The organism is Pseudomonas sp. SHLD1 (assembly GCF_028640935.1).
Lineage (GTDB): Bacteria > Pseudomonadota > Gammaproteobacteria > Pseudomonadales > Pseudomonadaceae > Chryseomonas > Chryseomonas aestiva.
This window is the reverse complement of sequence record NZ_JAQZAD010000011.1, coordinates 77,175-94,809: the sequence shown is the minus strand read 5'-3', so window position 1 is coordinate 94,809 and position 17,635 is coordinate 77,175. Positions and strand designations below refer to the sequence as shown.

18 protein-coding genes are annotated in these 17,635 nt (G+C 66.6%); 10 read left to right on the top strand and 8 right to left on the bottom strand.

The features are described from left to right. The first annotated feature begins 13 nt into the window (after positions 1 to 13). On the top strand, positions 14 to 628 hold the full coding sequence (locus tag PVZ77_RS03650; protein ID WP_273809853.1) for a pseudouridine synthase: 615 nt from the start codon (positions 14 to 16) through the stop codon (positions 626 to 628). 9 nt (positions 629 to 637) lie between these two features. Here the strand turns inward: PVZ77_RS03650 and PVZ77_RS03645 are convergent, their stop codons facing one another. Together PVZ77_RS03645 and PVZ77_RS03640 are read right to left on the bottom strand one after the other, a co-directional pair. Then, entirely contained in the window at positions 638 to 1,603 is a 966-nt protein-coding gene (locus tag PVZ77_RS03645; protein ID WP_273809850.1) for a hypothetical protein, read from the bottom strand. Positions 1,604 to 1,665: 62 nt separating this feature from the next. Further along, entirely contained in the window at positions 1,666 to 2,265 is a 600-nt protein-coding gene (locus PVZ77_RS03640; RefSeq protein ID WP_273809849.1) for a LysE/ArgO family amino acid transporter, read from the bottom strand. Between the two features lie 99 nt (positions 2,266 to 2,364). On the opposite strand from PVZ77_RS03640, the gene PVZ77_RS03635 reads away from it, so the two are divergent. From PVZ77_RS03635 to PVZ77_RS03625, 3 genes are all read left to right on the top strand, one after another. Then, positions 2,365 to 3,252 (top strand): LysR family transcriptional regulator ArgP, encoded by an 888-nt coding sequence (locus PVZ77_RS03635; protein WP_273809847.1) that lies wholly within the window; start codon positions 2,365 to 2,367, stop codon positions 3,250 to 3,252. 82 nt (positions 3,253 to 3,334) lie between these two features. Beyond that, entirely contained in the window at positions 3,335 to 4,279 is a 945-nt protein-coding gene (locus tag PVZ77_RS03630) for an NAD-dependent epimerase/dehydratase family protein (protein WP_273809845.1), read from the top strand. 173 nt (positions 4,280 to 4,452) lie between these two features. Beyond that, on the top strand, positions 4,453 to 5,307 hold the full coding sequence (locus tag PVZ77_RS03625) for an ATPase (RefSeq protein ID WP_273809844.1): 855 nt from the start codon (positions 4,453 to 4,455) through the stop codon (positions 5,305 to 5,307). Here PVZ77_RS03625 and PVZ77_RS03620 read toward each other — a convergent pair. From PVZ77_RS03620 to PVZ77_RS03605, 4 genes are read right to left on the bottom strand one after another with little or no spacing between them, the layout of a single operon-like run. Continuing rightward, complete coding sequence (locus tag PVZ77_RS03620; protein WP_273809842.1) at positions 5,288 to 6,352, bottom strand: ion transporter; 1,065 nt, start codon at positions 6,350 to 6,352, stop codon at positions 5,288 to 5,290. The genes PVZ77_RS03625 and PVZ77_RS03620 overlap by 20 nt on opposite strands. Then, a complete protein-coding gene (locus tag PVZ77_RS03615; protein WP_273809841.1) occupies positions 6,349 to 6,909 on the bottom strand; it encodes a cob(I)yrinic acid a,c-diamide adenosyltransferase in 561 nt (186 codons plus the stop codon). The genes PVZ77_RS03620 and PVZ77_RS03615 overlap by 4 nt, the downstream gene beginning before the upstream one ends. Before the next feature lie 21 nt (positions 6,910 to 6,930). Beyond that, entirely contained in the window at positions 6,931 to 8,952 is a 2,022-nt protein-coding gene (locus PVZ77_RS03610) for an ATP-binding protein (protein WP_273809839.1), read from the bottom strand. 43 nt (positions 8,953 to 8,995) lie between these two features. Then, positions 8,996 to 9,910, bottom strand: coding sequence for a putative 2-dehydropantoate 2-reductase (locus PVZ77_RS03605; RefSeq protein ID WP_273809837.1), 915 nt, complete (start codon positions 9,908 to 9,910; stop codon positions 8,996 to 8,998). Between the two features lie 124 nt (positions 9,911 to 10,034). Between PVZ77_RS03605 and PVZ77_RS03600 the strand changes: the two genes are divergently transcribed. Together PVZ77_RS03600 and PVZ77_RS03595 are read left to right on the top strand one after the other, a co-directional pair. After that, a complete protein-coding gene (locus PVZ77_RS03600; protein WP_133863011.1) occupies positions 10,035 to 10,514 on the top strand; it encodes a YajQ family cyclic di-GMP-binding protein in 480 nt (159 codons plus the stop codon). A gap of 104 nt (positions 10,515 to 10,618) precedes the next feature. Continuing rightward, entirely contained in the window at positions 10,619 to 11,455 is an 837-nt protein-coding gene (locus tag PVZ77_RS03595; RefSeq protein ID WP_405046272.1) for a mechanosensitive ion channel family protein, read from the top strand. A gap of 7 nt (positions 11,456 to 11,462) precedes the next feature. Here the strand turns inward: PVZ77_RS03595 and PVZ77_RS03590 are convergent, their stop codons facing one another. Continuing rightward, positions 11,463 to 13,178 (bottom strand): AmpG family muropeptide MFS transporter, encoded by a 1,716-nt coding sequence (locus PVZ77_RS03590; protein ID WP_273809832.1) that lies wholly within the window; start codon positions 13,176 to 13,178, stop codon positions 11,463 to 11,465. A 28-nt stretch (positions 13,179 to 13,206) separates the two neighbouring features. Then, entirely contained in the window at positions 13,207 to 13,545 is a 339-nt protein-coding gene (locus PVZ77_RS03585) for an MGMT family protein (protein ID WP_273809831.1), read from the bottom strand. A gap of 236 nt (positions 13,546 to 13,781) precedes the next feature. On the opposite strand from PVZ77_RS03585, the gene PVZ77_RS03580 reads away from it, so the two are divergent. The 4 genes from PVZ77_RS03580 (at position 13,782) to groL (ending at position 17,562) form a co-directional block, all read left to right on the top strand. Further along, complete coding sequence (locus PVZ77_RS03580; protein WP_273809829.1) at positions 13,782 to 14,789, top strand: DUF481 domain-containing protein; 1,008 nt, start codon at positions 13,782 to 13,784, stop codon at positions 14,787 to 14,789. 151 nt (positions 14,790 to 14,940) lie between these two features. Then, complete coding sequence (locus PVZ77_RS03575; RefSeq protein ID WP_133863006.1) at positions 14,941 to 15,399, top strand: FxsA family protein; 459 nt, start codon at positions 14,941 to 14,943, stop codon at positions 15,397 to 15,399. A gap of 189 nt (positions 15,400 to 15,588) precedes the next feature. Beyond that, positions 15,589 to 15,882 (top strand): co-chaperone GroES, encoded by a 294-nt coding sequence (locus tag PVZ77_RS03570; protein ID WP_007161933.1) that lies wholly within the window; start codon positions 15,589 to 15,591, stop codon positions 15,880 to 15,882. 39 nt (positions 15,883 to 15,921) lie between these two features. Continuing rightward, positions 15,922 to 17,562 carry a chaperonin GroEL gene (gene groL, locus PVZ77_RS03565; protein WP_133863005.1) on the top strand — a complete coding sequence of 547 codons (1,641 nt, stop codon included), beginning with the start codon at positions 15,922 to 15,924 and terminating at the stop codon, positions 17,560 to 17,562. The last annotated feature ends 73 nt before the right edge of the window (positions 17,563 to 17,635 follow it).

Genomic DNA, 17,635 nt, shown 5'->3' with positions numbered 1-17,635 from the left:
GCCGTCGATCCCCATGTCGCGAAATACCCGCTCCACCCCCGGCCAGCGACCCCGTCGCCAGGCCAAGGCGCCACCGGTCACGCCGCGGCTGCTGCTGCTCAACAAGCCCTTCGATGTGCTCACCCAGTTCGCCGACGCCGATGGCCGCGCGACCCTGAAGGCCTACGTCGCGGTGCCGGGCGTCTATCCCGCTGGCCGCCTGGATCGCGACAGCGAAGGCCTGCTCCTGCTGACCAACGATGGCCAGCTGCAGGCGCGCATCGCCGATCCCCGGCACAAGCTGCCCAAGACCTACCTGGCCCAGGTGGAAGGCGCGCCCAGCGAAGCGCAACTGCAGCGCCTGCGCCAGGGCGTCGAGCTCAATGACGGCCCCACGCTGCCCGCCGAAGCGCGTCTGCTGGCCGAGCCACCGGTGCTCTGGGAGCGCGATCCACCGGTGCGCTTTCGCAAGAGTGTGCCGACCGCCTGGATCGAGTTGACCATCCGCGAAGGGCGCAATCGCCAGGTGCGGCGCATGACCGCCGCGGTGGGCCTGCCGACGCTGCGCCTGGTGCGGGTGCGCATCGGCCCCTGGACGCTGGACGAGCTGGCGCCGGGCCAATGGCGCGAGGTACCGGCGCAGCTCTAGCGCCGCATCTCAATCCTGCCGCTGGCTGGCGGCCTCCTGCAGGTCGCCGGCGATGTCGGCGAGGCGGCGGCTGACCTCTTTCAGGACCTGCGGATCGATCGCGCGCGCGGGCTGACCCGGTTCGGTCAGCAGCTGACTGGCCAGCAGGGCGCTCAGAGCGCCGACCTCGCTGGCCTGGTGACGCAGCTCGTGGGTGTGCTGCACGGCGGCGTCGCGCAGAAGATTGGTGCTGAGGGTCAGGCGGCCCAGTTCGTCATCGCGCCCGCCGGGCAGGCGCTCGCCGAAGCGCCCGCGCGCCAGTAGCCCCAGTTGCCGGGCGCAGGTCACCAGCGGATCGACCAGCCGCCGCTCCACCAGCCTGACACCCAGGAACAGCAGGCCGCCGCCACAGAGCAGCAGGGCCAGACCGGCGAGCAGGATGTCGCGCTGGGCCTCGGCGCGGATGGCGGCGATCTGCGCGGCGGTACGGCCGTGCAGTTCATCGACCAGGGCGGCGAAGCCCTCGGCGGTCTCGCGGTCGATACCTCGGACCTCGGCATCGCCGCGACGTGGATCGCGGTCATGGGCGAGATAGGCGGCATGACCGGCGCGATAGCGCTCGCCCAGGCGCCCGTGCTGGGTCCGCAGCGCCTGGAGCCGCGGTTGCAATTCGGGGTCGACGCGGGTGGCCAGCTGTTGCAGCCGCTGATCGACCTCGGCTTCGCGGTTCAGAAAGGCCTGCCAATAGCGCTCGGCGGCGTCGGCATCGCCACCGCGCAGGAGAAAGTTCTTCCATTCCTGCACCTGGATCTTGAAGGTCAGGTGGGTGTCGTCGATCTCCACCAGCCGCTCCATTGGGCCCTCGATCAGGTGCTGGTAGCGGTGCAGTTCGCGGGAAAGCAGGCCGAAGCCGGCCAGGGCGATCAGCAGCATCAGCAGCAGGCTGCCGCCGAACAGGAGCAGGCTCTGACTGCGGAGCGAGCGGGCGAAGGGCATAGGGACTCTCGACAGGAAACGCAGAGCCGCAGCTTAGGGCGCTCGCCGGGCGAAGGCCAGCCTCAGGTCGAGATCAGCAATTGCACCGCGACGGCGAACATCACCCCGGCCACCAGCAGATCGATCAGCCGCCACACCCCCGGACGGGCCAGGTAGGGTGCGGCCCAGGCCGCGCCCAGGGCGAGTCCGAAAAACCACAGCATGGAGGCGGTGGCGGCGCCAAACACATAGGCCAGGGGCGCAGCCTGCTGGCTGCCCAGGGAGCCCACCAGCAGCACCGTGTCCAGATAGACGTGGGGATTGAGCAGCGAGACGGCGGCCGCGGCGAGCAGCGCCTGGCGTCGACTGCGCGGACTCGTGGTCTCCAGCTTGTCGATGGCCACCGGCCGCCAGGCCCGCCGTAGCGCCTGGGCGCCGTACCAGATTAGAAAGGCCGCGCCGCCCCAGCGCAGGATGACCACCAGCAGCGGGCTGTGCTGGATCAGCGCGGCCAGGCCCAGCACCCCGGCGGCCACCAGGATCACGTCGCAGGTGAGGCAGAAGGCGGCGATGGCCAGATGGTGCTCGCGCCGCAGCCCCTGGGCCAGCAGATAGGTGTTCTGGGCGCCCAGCGCCATGATGAGACTGGCCATGGTCAAGAGGCCGGTGAAGTAGCTGTTCATTGCGAAGGTAGTGCCCTGTCGTCCTGGAATGGCTGCCACCTTGCCGGGTCCGGGTGTATAAGAAAAACCAATATTCCTTATGCAGCATTAGCTGAATCGATGATCGACTACAAGTTGCTGGAAGCCCTGGCGGTGGTGGTGGAAGAGGGCGGCTTCGAACGGGCGGCGCGGCGGCTGGGCCTGTCGCAATCGGCGGTGTCCCAGCGCATCAAGTTGCTCGAAGCCCGGGTCGGCCAGGCGGTGCTGGTGCGGGAGACACCGCCCCAGCCCACCGCGCCGGGGCTGCGGCTGTTGCGCCATATCCAGCAGGTCCGCCTGCTGGAAGCCGGTCTGGGCAGCGAGGTGCCGGGACTGGCCGAAGAGGCGCCGCAGCGGTTACGTATCGCCCTGAACGCCGACAGCCTGGCCAGCTGGTGGCCGGCCGCGGTCGGCCCCTGGCTGGTGGAGCAGGGGCTGCTGCTGGATCTGGTGGTAGAGGATCAGGACGTGGTGCTGCGCCGTATGCGCGCGGGCGAGGTGGCGGCCTGTCTCTGCGCCAGCGGTCAGCCCCTGGCGGGTGCCCGGGTGCGATCCTTGGGCGCCATGCGTTATCGCGCCGTGGCCAGTCCGGACTTCTGTACCCGCTGGCTGACCGGGCGGCCGATCGCCCAGGCCCTGGTGCACGCACCCGCCATTGTCTTCGGCCCGGACGATCGCCTGCAGCACCGCTACCTGGAGCAGCACGGTGTCACCGCGCCCTTCGACTACCATCTCTGCCCGTCCGCCGAAGGTTTCCAGCAGATGGCCCTCAGCGGTATCGGCTGGGGGCTGCTGCCCGATATCCAGAGTGCGGCCGCCCTGGCCGATGGGGCCCTGGTGGATCTAACGCCCGGTCACTGGGTGGATGTCCCGCTGTTCTGGCATCACTGGCGCAATGGCGGTGTCGCCCTGCAGGCGCTGACCCGCCATCTGGAGGGCGTCGCCGGCCAGTGGCTGGTGCGCGACTAGCGGCGCCGGTCGAAGGCTTTGGTTACACTGGACCTTGGGTCGTCCTCGGCGACCGCGGACAGGTTTCGGGAATCCCAGCGACATGCGTATCTTGATCACGGGCGCCAGCGAGGCGCTTGGTGCGGGTCTGGCCTGCGATCTGCTCGACCGCGGCCAACTGGTGCGGGTGCACGGCCGCCCCGGCGCGACCCTGGATGCCCTGGTCGAACGCGGCGCCGACTACCACCCGGCCTTGCTCGACCAGCCCGCGCAGGTGGTGGCGCTGTGCGACGACATCGACGCCATCGCCCACTGCACCGACGTGGCCGGCGTGCCGAGCGCCGCCGATCTGGATCACGGTCAGGTGCTGATCGAGGCCGCCCTGCAGCAGCAGGTCGCGCAATTCGTCTATGTGTCGTCCGCGCGCCTCTACGAAAGAGGCGGCGAGGCGCTCAAGGAAGACCAAGTGCCGGCCAAGCCCAGGAGCCGCGAGGCCCAGCGTCGCCTGCAACTGGAGCGCCTGGTCCTGGCCGCCGGTGAATTCGGCCCTCAGGTCACGGTGTTGCGGCCAGCCCAGGTGCTCGGCCTGGCCGATCGCGACTGGGCGCGCTGGTTGCTGGAGCGGGCCAGGGCCAGGCAGCTGGTGCGCAGCGGCAACGGCCTCAATCGCTGGGACTTCACCAGCGCCGGCAACCTGCGCAAGGCCCTGGTCACCTTGCTGCTCAGGCAACCGGCCGCCACCCACGGCAAGGTCTTCAACCTCAGCGATGGCCAGTCGCTGGTGTGCTGGGACGCGATCAACTTCCTGCTGCGCCGCTTCGAGCTGCCGCCGGTGGTCGAGCGCAAGGCCTTCGATCCCCGGCGGCTCTATGCCCGATTGCGCACCCCGGGTCATGAATCCTACTGGCCCGAGTTGCTCGACAGCTCCTTCACCCTGGACATCCGTGCCGCCCAGGAGGCCTTCGGCTACCTGCCCGAGGCCAGTTCCTGGAGCGCGCTGGAAGAATATCGCCCGCGGGCGCCCCAGGCCCGTAGCGGACCGGTCTAGCGGCCATCCCCAGCGCACCCGGGGCATGGCATGCTGGCGCTTTGCTATCGACGCAGACTGCGTTTCGGCGCACGCTCCCGGGGCCAATCCGCGTGCCGGCTGCCTCGCGTCCATGGCGACGGCCGTTATACTGGCCGCGATTCCGTCTTCTTGCCTCTGCTCACAGGTCTGCCATGCGCAACGATCTTCTCGATGAAATGGATAACGTCCCGAGTCTGACCCCGGAGCGCGCCGATCGCCGTCCCGGCGGTCGGCGTCCGGTCGAAGCCGAAGAGGTCTATCGCGAACCCGCTGCCGGTCATGCCCGCCCGGTACGCCGCGGGCCCTCCACCGCGCCGCTGTGGGTGCTGGTCGCGGCCCTGACCCTGGCCCTGGCCGGGGTCGCCTGGTGGAGTCATCAGCAACTGGTGCTGATGCAGGAGCAGGTGGTGGCCACCCAGGAAAACTTCGCGCGCATCAGCGAAGACGCCCAGGGTCGGCTGAGGGACATCTCCGGCAAGCTGGTGGAGAGCGAATCCTCCGGCACCACCAGTCGCGAGGCCCTGTTGCTGCAGGTCAAGACGCTGCAGACCAAGGTCGTCGAACTCACCCGCCAGCAGCAGGGGGTGACGGACAACCAGCAGGCCCAGGACAACCGCCTGCAGAATCTCTCCACCGCGGTGCAGACGGTGCAGACCGGCAGTGGCGAGGTGGATAGCCGGCTCAAGGCGCTGGCCGAGGAGCAGACCGCGCTGAAGAACGGCCTGGCGCAGACCGCCAGCCTGAGCGAACAGGTCGCCAGCCTCAATGCGCAGAACAAGGCGCTGCAGGCCGACATCGCCGCGCTGAAGAAGCCCAGCGCTCAGAACCAGGCCCTGGGCGAGATGCAGCAGGACCTACTGGTATTGCGCAGCGAACTGGACGCTCGCCCGGTGGGCCCGGACAGCAAGGAATTCGACGCCTTCCGCCTGCAGACCACCCGCAACATCACCACCCTGCAGACCCAGGTGCAGAATCTGCAGCAGCAGATCAGCGCCGGGGCGCGTTGATCGGATCGATCTCGCTGCGCTGCCATTCCTGCGGCCAGAGCTCGCCGTCGAGCTGATCGAGCCGGCGTTGCAGGACCTTCTGCTTGAATACCTCGAGGATCTCCACCAGCACCTCGTCCAGGGCATTGTCCTGGGCGCCGCTGGGCAGACTTTGATCGAAGCCGTGGTCGGCCAGGCGACTGGCCAGGGCGCGGAAGTCGCGGGTGCGCAGACTGGCCGCCGCTTCCCGCACCAGGCCGTTGACGATATCGGTGAGCACCCCGTCCAAGGTGTCGGCCAGGCGCTCACCCATGGGCAGGCGCTTGAGCCGGGCCAGGTCGGGATTCTCGTCCAGGGTGCGCTGCACCACGTCGCCGACCAGGCGTTCCAGGGTGGCGCGATTCTGGTTGTAGCCCTGTTCCACCATTGCCTGGATGCGCAGCGCCATGCCGTCGATCAGCCGCTGCTTGCGCGGACGGATGACACGGTCGATCACGCTCTGGGAGAAGTCGTCGCGGGTGTTGAGCTCGTCCTGCAATTCGCCGCAGATCTTGATCATCACCCGATCCGACAAATCCTCCATGAGCAGCTGGTAGTAGTGGTTGAACAGCCGATAGGGCCGCCACCCGCGCATGTCGATCAGCCCCAGGCGCTGCAGGCGCAGGAGCAGCGAGACGATGCGCAGCGCCCGCAGCAGGCGGAAGCCACCCAGGGGAATGCAGCCGAGCACGTCGTACCAGTGGATGAAGGGATAGTGGTACCAGCGGGCATGGCGGCGCTCGACCACCGCCACCAGCCAGCCGAGCAGCACATCGGCGATGAAGAAGGCGACGAACACCAGGTCGATGCGGGTGAAGTGGGCATGGATGCGTTCGCCGTAGAAGGCGTGGAAGCCGGGCAGCACGGCGGCCAGGGCCTGGTTGAGCGGTCCCAGGGCATAGAGGCTGTCGAACAGGATCAGCGCCAGGTTCACGCAGACCAGGATCAGGATCAGGCCGTCCCACAGCGCCAGCAGGCCCTCATGGCGGCGCGGTGGTGGCGCGGCGGGCGCGGCCGGCGCGCTCATGGCCGTGCGGCCTGCCAGAGCACCTCGCTCACCCCCTGGCGCCGGGCGACGATGCGGTCGGCGACGAACAGCAGATCGGACAGCCGATTGAGATAGGGCAGGCCCTGGCCCTCCAGCGGCTCCACCGCGTGCAGGCTGCGGCAGCGCCGCTCGGCGCTGCGAGCCAGGGTGCGGCAGACATGGGCCTGGGCCACGGCGCGCGAGCCGCCGGGCAGGATGAAATTCTCCAGCGGCCCCAGTTCGGCGTTCCAGCGGTCGATGGCGCCTTCCAGCCGCTCGATCTCCCCCGCCTGCAGGGCGCGATAGCTGGGCATGGCCAGTTCGCCACCGAGGTCGAACAGGCGGTGCTGGCAGGGCGCCAGAATCTCACTCACCTCGGCCAGGCGGCCATCGTCCGCCAGCTCGGCGAGCAGCAGACCCAGGGCACTGTTGAGTTCGTCCACCGCGCCGATGGCCTCGATGCGCGGATGATCCTTGGGTACCCGGCTGCCGTCAGCCAGGCCGGTATCGCCGGCGTCGCCCTGGCGGGTGTAGATCTCGGTAAGGCGAAAACCCATGGCGTAGCTCCTGATGAGGTCCTAGGCCGCGTCGAAGTCGGCCTGGATAAGCGGCAGGCGCAGGGTGAAGCAGGTCCCTACGCCGGGCGTGGAGTGCACCTCCATCTGCCCCTTGTGGTTGTTGGTGATGATGAAGTACGACACCGACAGGCCCAGGCCGGTGCCCTGGCCGACTTCCTTGGTGGTGAAGAAGGGCTCGAAGATGCGCTTGCAGATGTCCTCGGGGATACCGATGCCGTTGTCTTCCACCTGGATCTCCGCCCAGCCGCCGCGCAGCTTGGTGCGCAAGGTGATGCGGCCGTATTCGCCTTCTTCCTCGTCGTCGCGCAGGTGAATGGCCTGGGCGGCGTTCTTCAGCAGGTTGAGCAGTACCTGCTCCAGCTCGTTGCCGATCACCGGCACCGGCCCCAGCGCCGGATCGAATTCGCGGATGATCGACAGGGTGCGAAAGTCGAAGCCCTCGGCCAGGTCGAAGTCGTTGCCGGCGATCTCGATGGCCTGGTCGATCAGCGGCGGCAATTCGCTGGCTTCCATCTTGCGATTGCTGCGCCGGCTGAAGGCCAGCATGTGGCTGACGATCTTGGCGGCGCGGCTGCCGGCCTGGTGGATGCCGTCGAGCAGCCGGGGGATCTGCCGGCTTTCCAGGTAGCAATTCACCGCATTGAGTTCGACGCCGGATTCGGCGGCCTGCTCGAGATTCTTCAGCAATTCCGGCGACAGCCGCCGGCGGATGTTCTGCACGTTGTGCAGGATGGCGCCCAGGGGATTGTTGATCTCGTGGGCCATGCCGGCGGCCAGGCCGCCCACCGAGAGCATCTTTTCCGACTGCACCATCATCTCTTCCATGTTGAGGCGCTGGGTGATGTCGTCGATGCGGATCACCACGCCGCGCCCGGCGCCGCCCATCAGCGGGTAGAAGGTCAGGGTGTAGTGGCGCGGGGTATCGGTCAGCGCCCAGGTCACCCGCTCCACCTTTTCCACCCGCAGCAATTCGGCGGTGCGACTCAGTTGCGGCAGGAACGGCTTGAGCGAGGGAAAGGCGAGAAACACCGGCTGGTTCAGGGCTTCGTCCAGCTGGGTGCCGGAGAGGTGGGTGGCTTCCTGGTTCCACTGGGTGACGTAGAACTGCTCGTCCACCGCGATCAGCGCCGAGGGCATGGAATCGATGATGCTGTTGAGGTAGTTCTGGAAGCCGGTGAGCTTCTTCTCGATCTTGCCGCGGACCTGCACCTCCAGTTCCAGCTTGCGGTTGGAACGGCGCGTCTCCTCGGCCAGGCTCTGGGCCTGCAGCACGGCGTACTGGGCGTCGTCACGGGCGCGCTTGAGTTGCTGCTCGCGGCCCTGGATGCGGCCGAGCATGGTGTTGAAGGATTCCGCCAGGCGGCCCAGTTCGTCTTCGCTGCCCTTGCTGGCGCGCAGCGAATAATTTTCCTCGCGGGTCACCTGGCGGGAAAGTTCTTCCAGCTCGCGGATCGGCAGGGTGATGAGTCGCTTGATCTGCCGCGCCACCACCAGCCAGAGCAGGATGCTGAAGGTCAGGATCGCCAGGCTGGCGGTCAGGGTGCCACGGTAGAAGGCGCCCGGCAGCTCGCTGCTGGCCACCAGCAGCAGATGCCCGGGCGCGCCCTCGGGCCGCGGCAGTTCCACCAGCAGGTTGGTGCGGAATTCCCGCAGGCGCCAGGTCTGCAGCTCTTCGAAGCGCGCGGGTACCTGCAGGCGATCGCCGTTGTGCAATTCGGCCAGGCGCTGGCCCTGACTGTCGTAGACCGCGGCCAGACGCAGCGGCGCATAGCCGTCCAGCTGGCGCAACTGCACCTGGGCCGCCTCCGGCGAGGCCAGCACCTCGCGACTGAGCACCGGACTGGCGAACAGCCGGCCCAGGGTCTGCAGCGCCTGGGGCGCCACGCTTTCCTGGGAGATCCAGTAGGCGGCACTGATGAAGGTCACGTTGGCCACCACCAGCACCGCGATCATCATCACCAGCAGGGCGGCCAGCAACTTGCGGCCGACCGGGAGATTCTTCAGGCGTTTGGCGAGGATCATGGCGCAGCCGCGGCAACAGGGGAGCGGGCAGGGTAGCCCGCAGCTAGTCCTCGGGCAATCCGCGCTCCGCGAGCCGGGCCCGCAACCGCTGCTGGAGGTCCGTCAGGTGCGGCACCGGCAGGCGCAGGCGCCCGGCGATCGGCAGGGCATGACCGAGCAGATGGCCCACCTCGGTACGCTGGCCGCGCTCCACATCCTGCAGCATCGAGGATCTGTTGTTGGCCGTGGCGACGATCACCGCCTCGACCTCCTGCTGCAGCCCCTGGGCCGCCGGGGCGAGGCCCATGGCTTCCAGCAGGGCCGCGAGTTCGTCGCAGAGCGCCGCGACCTCCGCGGCATGCTGGCGCAGCTCGCCGTTGCGGCAGCGATGCAGCACGGTCAGCGGATTGATGGCGCAGTTGATCGCCAGCTTGCGCCACAGCCGGGCGTCGATGTCGTCGGTCCAGCGCACCGGGAAACCCAGTTGCGCGAGGGTGTCCAGCCAGGGCGGCGGGGTATGGCTGCCGAGCTGGTCACCGATCCAGATCTGCCCGGCGCCGGCCGCCACCACATGGAAGTCGGTCTCGCGATAGGCCCCCTCGGTGGTGCTGGCTCTCAGGCAGCGCGCCCGCGGCACCCGGGCGGCCACGGCATCCTGGCTGCCCAGGCCGTTCTGCAGCAGCAGGATCTCGGCTTCCGGTTCGAGCCGCGCGGCGACGCTGGCGATGGCTTCTTCGGCGTCATAGCTCTTGCAGGCGAGGATCAGGCGGCGGATCGGATTGCCGGCCTCGGGCGTCTCGGCTGGCAGCGGATAGAGACTGGTGGTGTCGCCTTCGCTGAGTTGCAGTCCGCCGCCGGCGCGGTACTGCGCCAGGCGCGTACGGTCACGCAAGATCAGCCGGACCGGTTCGCCCCCGCGAAACAGCCGCGCGGCCCAGAGTCCGCCAAGACTGCCGGCACCCAGTACGTGCCAGCTCACAACTGTGACTCCAGGGTGGATTCGCGGGGCATGGTTGGATTCCTGCAAGGCTAGGGTCAGTCGTTATAATGGTCGGTCATGCCGCAGCGTCAAGGCTGCCCCATCGCAACCGAGGAGAAAATCCATGCCTTCCTTCGACGTGGTATCGGAGCTGGACAAGCACGAAGTCACCAATGCCGTCGACAACGCCATCAAGGACCTTGATCGTCGCTACGACCTGCGCGGCAAGGGCAGCTTCGAAGCCAAGGACCTGACGGTGACCCTCACCGCCGATGCCGACTTCCAGCTCGAACAGATGCTGGAGATCCTCAAGGTCAACCTGGCCAAGCGCAAGATCGACGTCCAGTGCCTGGAGGTCAAGGATGCCTATGCCTCCGGCAAGTCCGTCAAGCAGGAGACCGTCCTGCGCGAGGGGATCGACAAGGAGCTGGCGAAGAAGATCGTCGCCCTGATCAAGGACAGCAAGATCAAGGTCCAGGCCGCCATCCAGGGCGAGCAGGTGCGCATCACCGGCAAGAAGCGCGACGAGTTGCAGGAGGTCATCGCCCTGCTGCGCGGCCAGTCCCTGGACATGCCGCTGCAATACCAGAACTTCCGTGATTGAGCCGACTCCCTTTAGGGTCGCCGCCAAGCGCGGCGGCATCTGACTGAAGAGGTAACAGGAGACGCCGTTTGGATATCGAAAACCAATACAACCACCTGCTGGCGATGACCGCGGGCTGGCTACCCATTGTCCTGCAGTATTCCGGCCGGGTGCTGCTGGCGCTGCTGACCCTGGCCATCGGCTGGTGGTTGATCAACAAGGTCTCGGCCAAGGCCAGCGGCCTGGCGGCCCACCATGGCGCCGATCCGGCGCTGCTGAGTTTCCTCGGCAGCCTGGTCAGCATCATCCTCAAGATCCTGCTGGCGGTCAGCGCGGCGTCCATGATCGGCATCGCCACGACCTCCTTTGTCGCCATCATCGGTGCGGCCGGTCTGGCCGTGGGTCTGGCCCTGCAGGGCAGCCTGTCGAATTTCGCCGGCGGTGTGCTGATCCTGACCTTCCGCCCCTTCCGCGTCGGTGAATTCATCGAGGCCCAAGGCGTGATGGGCACGGTGAGCTCCATCCAGATCTTCCACACCATCCTGCTGACCGGGGACAACAAGACCGTCACCATCCCCAACGGCAACCTGTCCAACGGCATCATCACCAACTACTCGCGCCAGCCCAAGCGCAAGGTGGTTTTCGATGTCGGCGTGGATTACGAAGCCGATCTGCAGAAAGGTCGTGAGGTACTGCTGGCCTTGGCGGAAGACTCGCGGGTGCATCGGGATCCGGCCGCCGAGGTGGTGGTATCGGCCCTGGGCGACAGCGCCATCACCCTGTCGCTGCGCTTCTGGACCGACAGCGGCGACTACTGGCCGATGACGTTCATGCTCAACGAGCAGGTCCGCGACCGCCTGGGCGCGGTGGGTATCGGCATTCCCTTCCCGCAGCGGGTGGTGCACTTCGCCAACACCGCTCCGGTCACTGAAGCGCAGGGCGAGTCTAGCCCCGCCGCCTAGGTCCCGCTCAGCTCCCGCCGGTCTTGACGACGGCGGGATCGCGCCGCTGGCGCAGCCAGAGCACCGCGATCAGCAGCAGCGTCGGTACCCCCATCAGCGCGGTCAGCGAGAAGAACGAGCTGTAGCCGACGTGCTCCACCATGGCCCCCGAATAGCCGCCCAGCAGGCGCGGCAGCAGCAGCATCAGCGAGCTGAGCATGGCGTACTGGGTGGCCGAGAATCTGAGGTTGGTCAGACTCGACAGGTAGGCGACGAATGCCGAGGTGGCCATGCCGCCGCTGACGTTGTCGGCGCAGATGGTGGCGATCAGCAGCGGCACGTTGGCGCCCGTGGAGGCGATCACCACGAACAGCAGGTTGGTCAGCGCCGACGCGGCGCCGCCGAGGAAAAGGATCGGCAGGATGCCTACCCGGGTGATCAGCACGCCGCCCAGGCCGGCGCCGAACAGGGTCATGAACACCCCGAAGATCTTGCTGACCCCGGCGATGGTTTCCTTGCTGTAGCCCACGTCGATGTAGAAGACGCTGGCCATCACCCCCATGACCGTGTCGGAGAGCCGATAGGTGGAGATCAGGCCGAGCAGCAGCAGCGCCTGCCACTGGTAGCGCTGGATGAATTCGGTGATGGGCGTCAGCACCGGCGCCATCAGCCGGCGACCCGGCGCGGTGAGGCACAGCCAGACGATCAGGGCGTACATCAGGCCCCTTGGCCAGTAGCCACCGGCCAGGGCCGACAGGCCACCGGTGAAGGCGACGATGAGCACGATCAGCAGGATCACCGAGACCATCTGGTGGACGAAATCGAAACGCGGCAGCTCCTCGGCATTGGCCGCGTCGCGCAGCCGTAGCGGTTCGCGCATGCGGCGCATCAGATCGCTCAGGGGCTTGGAGCAATAGCGGCCCCAGGGCGACAGGCAGCCGACGATGAACAGGCTGTAGAGCAGGGCGCGTGGCCAGGCCTGGGCGATGGCGGCGTTGATGGCGGCGGGGAGGGAGACCAGCATCACCAGCAGCAGGGCGACCGCCACCAGCTGGTGATTGAAGCCGAAGCGCGATTCCGCCATGGCCATGGGCGCCACCGGCTCGGGTTCGCGGATCAGCACGCTGGTCACCAGGCCCGGCAGCACCAGCAGGGCGAACAGCATGTAGGTGGTGGCCCAGGCGCTCTGACTGTAGCCCAGGCGGGACGAGCCCAGTTCCTCGGCGAGAAACAGCGCGCCGGCGCTGGCGAGCAGGGCGGCGATGCGATAGCCGGTCATGTAGCAGGCGGCGAGGGCGGCCTGGCGATCGTCGTCGGCGATCTCCAGGCGATAGGCGTCCACGGCGATGTCCTGGGTGGCCGAGGCGAAGGCCACCAGCACCGCCAGGGCGATCAGTTGCTCCAGGTGCTGCTGCGGATTGCACAGCGCCATGCCGACCAGCCCCAGGCCCACCAGAATCTGCGACAGCACCAGCCAGGAACGTCGCCGCCCGAGCTTGCCGATCAGCGGCAGCTTCCACAGGTCGAGCATGGGCGACCAGACCCACTTGAAGGCATAGGCCAGGCCGATCCAGCTGGCGTAGCCGATGGTCTCGCGACTCACGCCGGCCTCGCGCAGCCAGACCGACAGGGTGGAAAACACCAGCATGGCCGGCAGGCCCGCGGCGAACCCCAGCAGCAGCAGGGCCAGGCAGGCCTTGGATTTGTAGGTGGTGACGGCTTCTCGCCAGAAACGTGCAAACATGCCCTTGGGCTCGGAAAAAACGCGCACTCTACTCGACACTCTCAGCTGGATTCCACCGGTACCGACGCATGTCCACCCGGTCCTCGTGCAGCAACACACCCTCGGCCCGCAACCGCTCGCGTTGCTCCCGGCCAGAAGGGCTGTCGCGGGTCAGGCTCGGGCGGCCATCCGCCGCGATCACCCGATGCCAGGGCAGGGCGCTGCCCTCCGGCAACTGCCCCAGAACCCGGCCCACCCAGCGCGCCCCGCGGCCCAGGCCCGCAAGCTCCGCCAACTGGCCATAGCTGACCACCCGCCCGGCGGGAATGGCGGCCAGCGCCAGGAAGACGGCCTGGCGACGGGGTTCGGGTGGAGGGGATGCACTCATGACGCCCTGCTGCTCGGGGAGAGAGTGCCAGTGTGCCGAAAAGTTTGGTTACGGTGGTGCTGAAACGTGTCGAGCTGCCGCTTTCTCCCCAGACGTCCGACCTTTGGGCAGTATTTCCGGAAACTTGCCTAACTTTTACCCAGGAACGGTTGCGCGAGCCTCTGGCACCCGGATAATCGCGCCCCTCTCGTTTCGTTACCTTTCCACCCAAGTCCACCCAAGGTGTCCTGGTGCCCATGCGTTTTCGATTGCTCTCCTCGCTCGCGCTGTTGTCACTCGCCTCCTTCGCCCATGCCGACACCGTCTGGCTCAAGAACGGCGACCGGCTGACCGGAACCATCAAGCTGCTCGACAGCAAGAAGCTGCTCTTGCAGACCGAGTACGGCGGCAACATTCCCCTGTCGTGGGACAAGATCAAGACCTTGCAGCGTGACAAGCCCGTCATCGTCCAGCGCGGCAAGTACGAACCCGATTTCCCGGTGGAAAGCCTCAAGCCGGCCGACGACGGCCAGGTGGTGGTCACCACCACCGATGGCCAGCAGACCGTGCCCCTGGCGAGCATTACCCAGATCGTGCCGCCGCGGCCCTTCCTGCGCGACTTCGCCTGGAAAGGCAACATCGACGCCGGCCTGGACTACATCAGCTCGTCCGAGGACAGCCAGAAGTACGACATCGACTTCAAGACCCAGGCGCGGCACGGCATGTGGCGGCACAACGCCAACGGCAGCTACGACCGCTACAAGGCGAACGACACCGTCTCGACCAACAAGTACGATCTGCAATACGCCCTGGATCGCTTCTTCGACGAGAAATTCTTCTGGCAGGGCCGCGCCGAATACAAGCGCGACTGGATCCAGGCGCTGGCCAAGCAGCGCACCCTGGGTACCGGTCCCGGTTACCAGTTCTGGGACAATGAACTGGGGGCCTTCTCGCTCACCGGCCTGCTCAACCACAATCGCTACCAGTACGCGGACGGCGGCTCCGACCAGTTCCTCTCGGCGAGCGTGAAGTGGGACTACAACCGCTATCTGTACGGCCAGACCATCCAGTTCTTCACCACGGGTGAACTGGGTCGTCCGCTGGACAACACCGCCAATTTCACCTTCGACGGCGACGTCGGGCTGAGATACAAGGTGACCAACTGGGCGTCGCTGAACCTCAAGGCGTCCAAGGAACTGACCAGCGGCGCCGAGGGCAACGTCAACCAGACCGAGTACACCGCCGGTGTCGGCGTGTCCTGGTAACCCGATGTTTCCCTGATGCTCCGCAACACTCTCAAGGCCGCGACTTTCGCGGCCTTGTCGTTTCTGCCAGCCGCCTGGCGCCCACCTTGAAATCGGCTCGTCCGCCTCCATCTCCTGTCTTTCAACCGGTTTCTACCGTGAAGGACCTGAGATGCGCGTGACCGCCTTACTCTTCTTGCTGTTCCCCTTTGTGGAACTGGCCGTGCTCATCAAGATCGGCAGCGAAATCGGCGTGCTCGCCACCTTCGCCCTGCTGCTGCTGAGCTTTCTGGTCGGCGTCGCCCTGCTGCGCGTCGCCGGTTTCACCACCCTCTGGCGCATCCGCATGCGGCTGGCCCAGGGGCAGATGCCCGAACAGGAAGTCATCCAGGGCCTGACCCTGGCGATCGCCGGCGCCCTGCTGATTTTCCCGGGCTTCATCAGTGACGTCCTGGCGCTCGTCTGCCTCTTGCCGGTGACCCGCAAGGCCCTGTTGGGTGCGGTGATCGGCCGGGTCACCCGGCGCAATCCCGGTGCCCAGGGCTATCAGCCGGGCGCCGGTCAGGGCGCGCCCCATCGTCCCGAGGTGATCGAAGGTGAAGTGGTGCACCGCGACGAGCAAAAACGCTAAAAATTTTGCCCTCCGCCCTTGAAATGCCTGGCGACAACCTCATGTAGCGGACACCGCAAGGTTGTCGCCGCAAGGCGAGCAGGTTTCGCGTCCTGTCATGCACGGGGCGCACCCGGCGCAGCCGGTAAAAACAAACTGCCGATGCAGTCATCGGCGCTGGAAACACTTAGAACTTTGGGAGATACGACAATGGCGCTTCGTCCTCTGCATGATCGCGTTGTGATTCGTCGCAGCGAAGAAGAGACCAAATCCGCTGGCGGCATCGTGCTGCCGGGCTCGGCTGCCGAAAAGCCGAACCGCGGTGAAGTGGTTGCCGTAGGCACTGGACGCGTGCTGGACAACGGTGACGTCCGTGCTCCGGCGGTGAAAGTGGGTGACAAGGTGGTTTTCGGTCCCTATTCCGGCAGCAACGCCATCAAGGTCGATGGCGAAGAACTGCTGGTGATGGCTGAGTCCGAAATCCTGGCCGTTATCGAAGGCTGATCCCCGCTCACTTTTCGAATTTCTTAGAGGAAACAGAACATGGCTGCAAAAGACGTCAAATTCGGTGACTCCGCGCGCAAGAAGCTGCTGACCGGTGTCAACACCCTGGCCGACGCCGTCAAGGCCACCCTGGGCCCGAAAGGCCGTAACGTGGTTCTGGAGCGTAGCTTCGGTGCTCCCCTGATCACCAAGGACGGCGTGTCCGTCGCCAAGGAGATCGAACTCAAGGATCGCATCGAGAACATCGGCGCCCAGCTGGTGAAAGACGTGGCCTCCAAGGCCAACGACGCTGCCGGTGATGGCACCACCACCGCCACCGTGCTGGCCCAGGCCATCGTTACCGAAGGCCTGAAGTCCGTGGCCGCCGGCCTGAACCCGATGGATCTGAAGCGCGGCATCGACAAGGCCACCGCTGCCGTCGTCGCCGAGCTGAAGAACCTGTCCAAGCCCTGCGCCGACAGCAAGGCCATCGCCCAGGTAGGCACCATCTCCGCCAACTCCGACGAAAGCATCGGCAACATCATCGCCGAAGCCATGGAGAAGGTTGGCAAGGAAGGCGTCATCACCGTCGAAGAAGGCTCGGGCCTGGAAAACGAACTGTCCGTCGTCGAAGGCATGCAGTTCGACCGTGGCTACCTGTCGCCCTACTTCATCAACAAGCCCGACACCATGTCGGCCGAGCTGGACAGCCCGCTGCTGCTGCTGGTCGACAAGAAGATCTCCAACATCCGCGAACTGCTGCCGGTGCTGGAATCTGTCGCCAAGGCCGGTCGCCCGCTGCTGATCGTCGCCGAAGACGTCGAAGGCGAAGCCCTGGCCACCCTGGTGGTCAACAACATGCGCGGCATCGTCAAGGTCGCTGCCGTCAAGGCGCCGGGCTTCGGTGATCGTCGCAAGGCCATGCTGCAGGACATCGCCATCCTGACCGGCGGTACCGTCATCTCCGAAGAAGTCGGTCTGAGCCTGGAAAGCACCACCCTGGAGCACCTGGGTCAAGCCAAGCGTGTGGTCCTGAACAAGGAAAACACCACCGTCATCGACGGCGCCGGCGTGGAAGTCGACATCCAGGCCCGCATCAAGCAGATCCGTGCCCAGGTCGAGGAAACCTCTTCCGACTACGACAAAGAGAAGCTGCAAGAGCGTCTGGCCAAGCTGGCCGGCGGTGTTGCCGTGATCAAGGTTGGCGCTGCCACCGAAGTCGAGATGAAAGAGAAGAAAGCCCGCGTTGAAGACGCCCTGCACGCTACCCGCGCTGCCGTGGAAGAAGGCGTGGTGCCTGGCGGCGGTGTCGCCCTGGTCCGTGCCCTGGACGCGCTGAAAGATCTGAAAGGCATCAACGAAGAGCAGAACGCCGGTATCAACATCCTGCGTCGCGCCGTCGAAGCCCCGCTGCGCCAGATCGTGGCCAACGCCGGTGACGAAGCCTCCGTCGTGCTGGACAAGGTCAAGCAGGGCAGCGGCAACTACGGCTACAACGCCGCTACCGGCGAATACGGCGACATGCTGGAATTCGGCATCATCGACCCGGCCAAGGTGACCCGCAGCGCGCTGCAGGCCGCTTCCTCCATCGCCGGTCTGCTGATCACCACCGAAGCCATCGTGGCCGAGCTGCCGAAAGACGACTCCGCTCCGGCCATGCCCGACATGGGCGGCATGGGTGGCATGGGCGGCATGATGTAACACCCGCTCCGGCCCCAGGGCCGAGCCCAACCCCGGTGCTCCTCGCGGACACCGGGGTTTTTTATGGCCGGTC

Bases quoted from the DNA above. Each gene is read 5' to 3' on its own strand.
- PVZ77_RS03570 (WP_007161933.1), top strand. From the start codon at position 15,589: ATGGCGCTTCGTCCTCTGCATGATCGCGTTGTGATTCGTCGCAGCGAA.
- PVZ77_RS03630 (WP_273809845.1), top strand. From the start codon at position 3,335: ATGCGTATCTTGATCACGGGCGCCAGCGAGGCGCTTGGTGCGGGTCTG.
- PVZ77_RS03635 (WP_273809847.1), top strand. From the start codon at position 2,365: ATGATCGACTACAAGTTGCTGGAAGCCCTGGCGGTGGTGGTGGAAGAG.
- PVZ77_RS03620 (WP_273809842.1), bottom strand. From the start codon at position 6,352: ATGAGCGCGCCGGCCGCGCCCGCCGCGCCACCACCGCGCCGCCATGAG.
- PVZ77_RS03585 (WP_273809831.1), bottom strand. From the start codon at position 13,545: ATGAGTGCATCCCCTCCACCCGAACCCCGTCGCCAGGCCGTCTTCCTG.
- PVZ77_RS03590 (WP_273809832.1), bottom strand. From the start codon at position 13,178: ATGTTTGCACGTTTCTGGCGAGAAGCCGTCACCACCTACAAATCCAAG.
- PVZ77_RS03640 (WP_273809849.1), bottom strand. From the start codon at position 2,265: ATGAACAGCTACTTCACCGGCCTCTTGACCATGGCCAGTCTCATCATG.
- PVZ77_RS03610 (WP_273809839.1), bottom strand. From the start codon at position 8,952: ATGATCCTCGCCAAACGCCTGAAGAATCTCCCGGTCGGCCGCAAGTTG.
- PVZ77_RS03615 (WP_273809841.1), bottom strand. From the start codon at position 6,909: ATGGGTTTTCGCCTTACCGAGATCTACACCCGCCAGGGCGACGCCGGC.
- PVZ77_RS03650 (WP_273809853.1), top strand. From the start codon at position 14: ATGTCGCGAAATACCCGCTCCACCCCCGGCCAGCGACCCCGTCGCCAG.
- PVZ77_RS03645 (WP_273809850.1), bottom strand. From the start codon at position 1,603: ATGCCCTTCGCCCGCTCGCTCCGCAGTCAGAGCCTGCTCCTGTTCGGC.
- PVZ77_RS03595 (WP_405046272.1), top strand. From the start codon at position 10,619: ATGACCGCGGGCTGGCTACCCATTGTCCTGCAGTATTCCGGCCGGGTG.
- PVZ77_RS03575 (WP_133863006.1), top strand. From the start codon at position 14,941: ATGCGCGTGACCGCCTTACTCTTCTTGCTGTTCCCCTTTGTGGAACTG.
- PVZ77_RS03600 (WP_133863011.1), top strand. From the start codon at position 10,035: ATGCCTTCCTTCGACGTGGTATCGGAGCTGGACAAGCACGAAGTCACC.
- groL (WP_133863005.1), top strand. From the start codon at position 15,922: ATGGCTGCAAAAGACGTCAAATTCGGTGACTCCGCGCGCAAGAAGCTG.
- PVZ77_RS03580 (WP_273809829.1), top strand. From the start codon at position 13,782: ATGCGTTTTCGATTGCTCTCCTCGCTCGCGCTGTTGTCACTCGCCTCC.
- PVZ77_RS03625 (WP_273809844.1), top strand. From the start codon at position 4,453: ATGCGCAACGATCTTCTCGATGAAATGGATAACGTCCCGAGTCTGACC.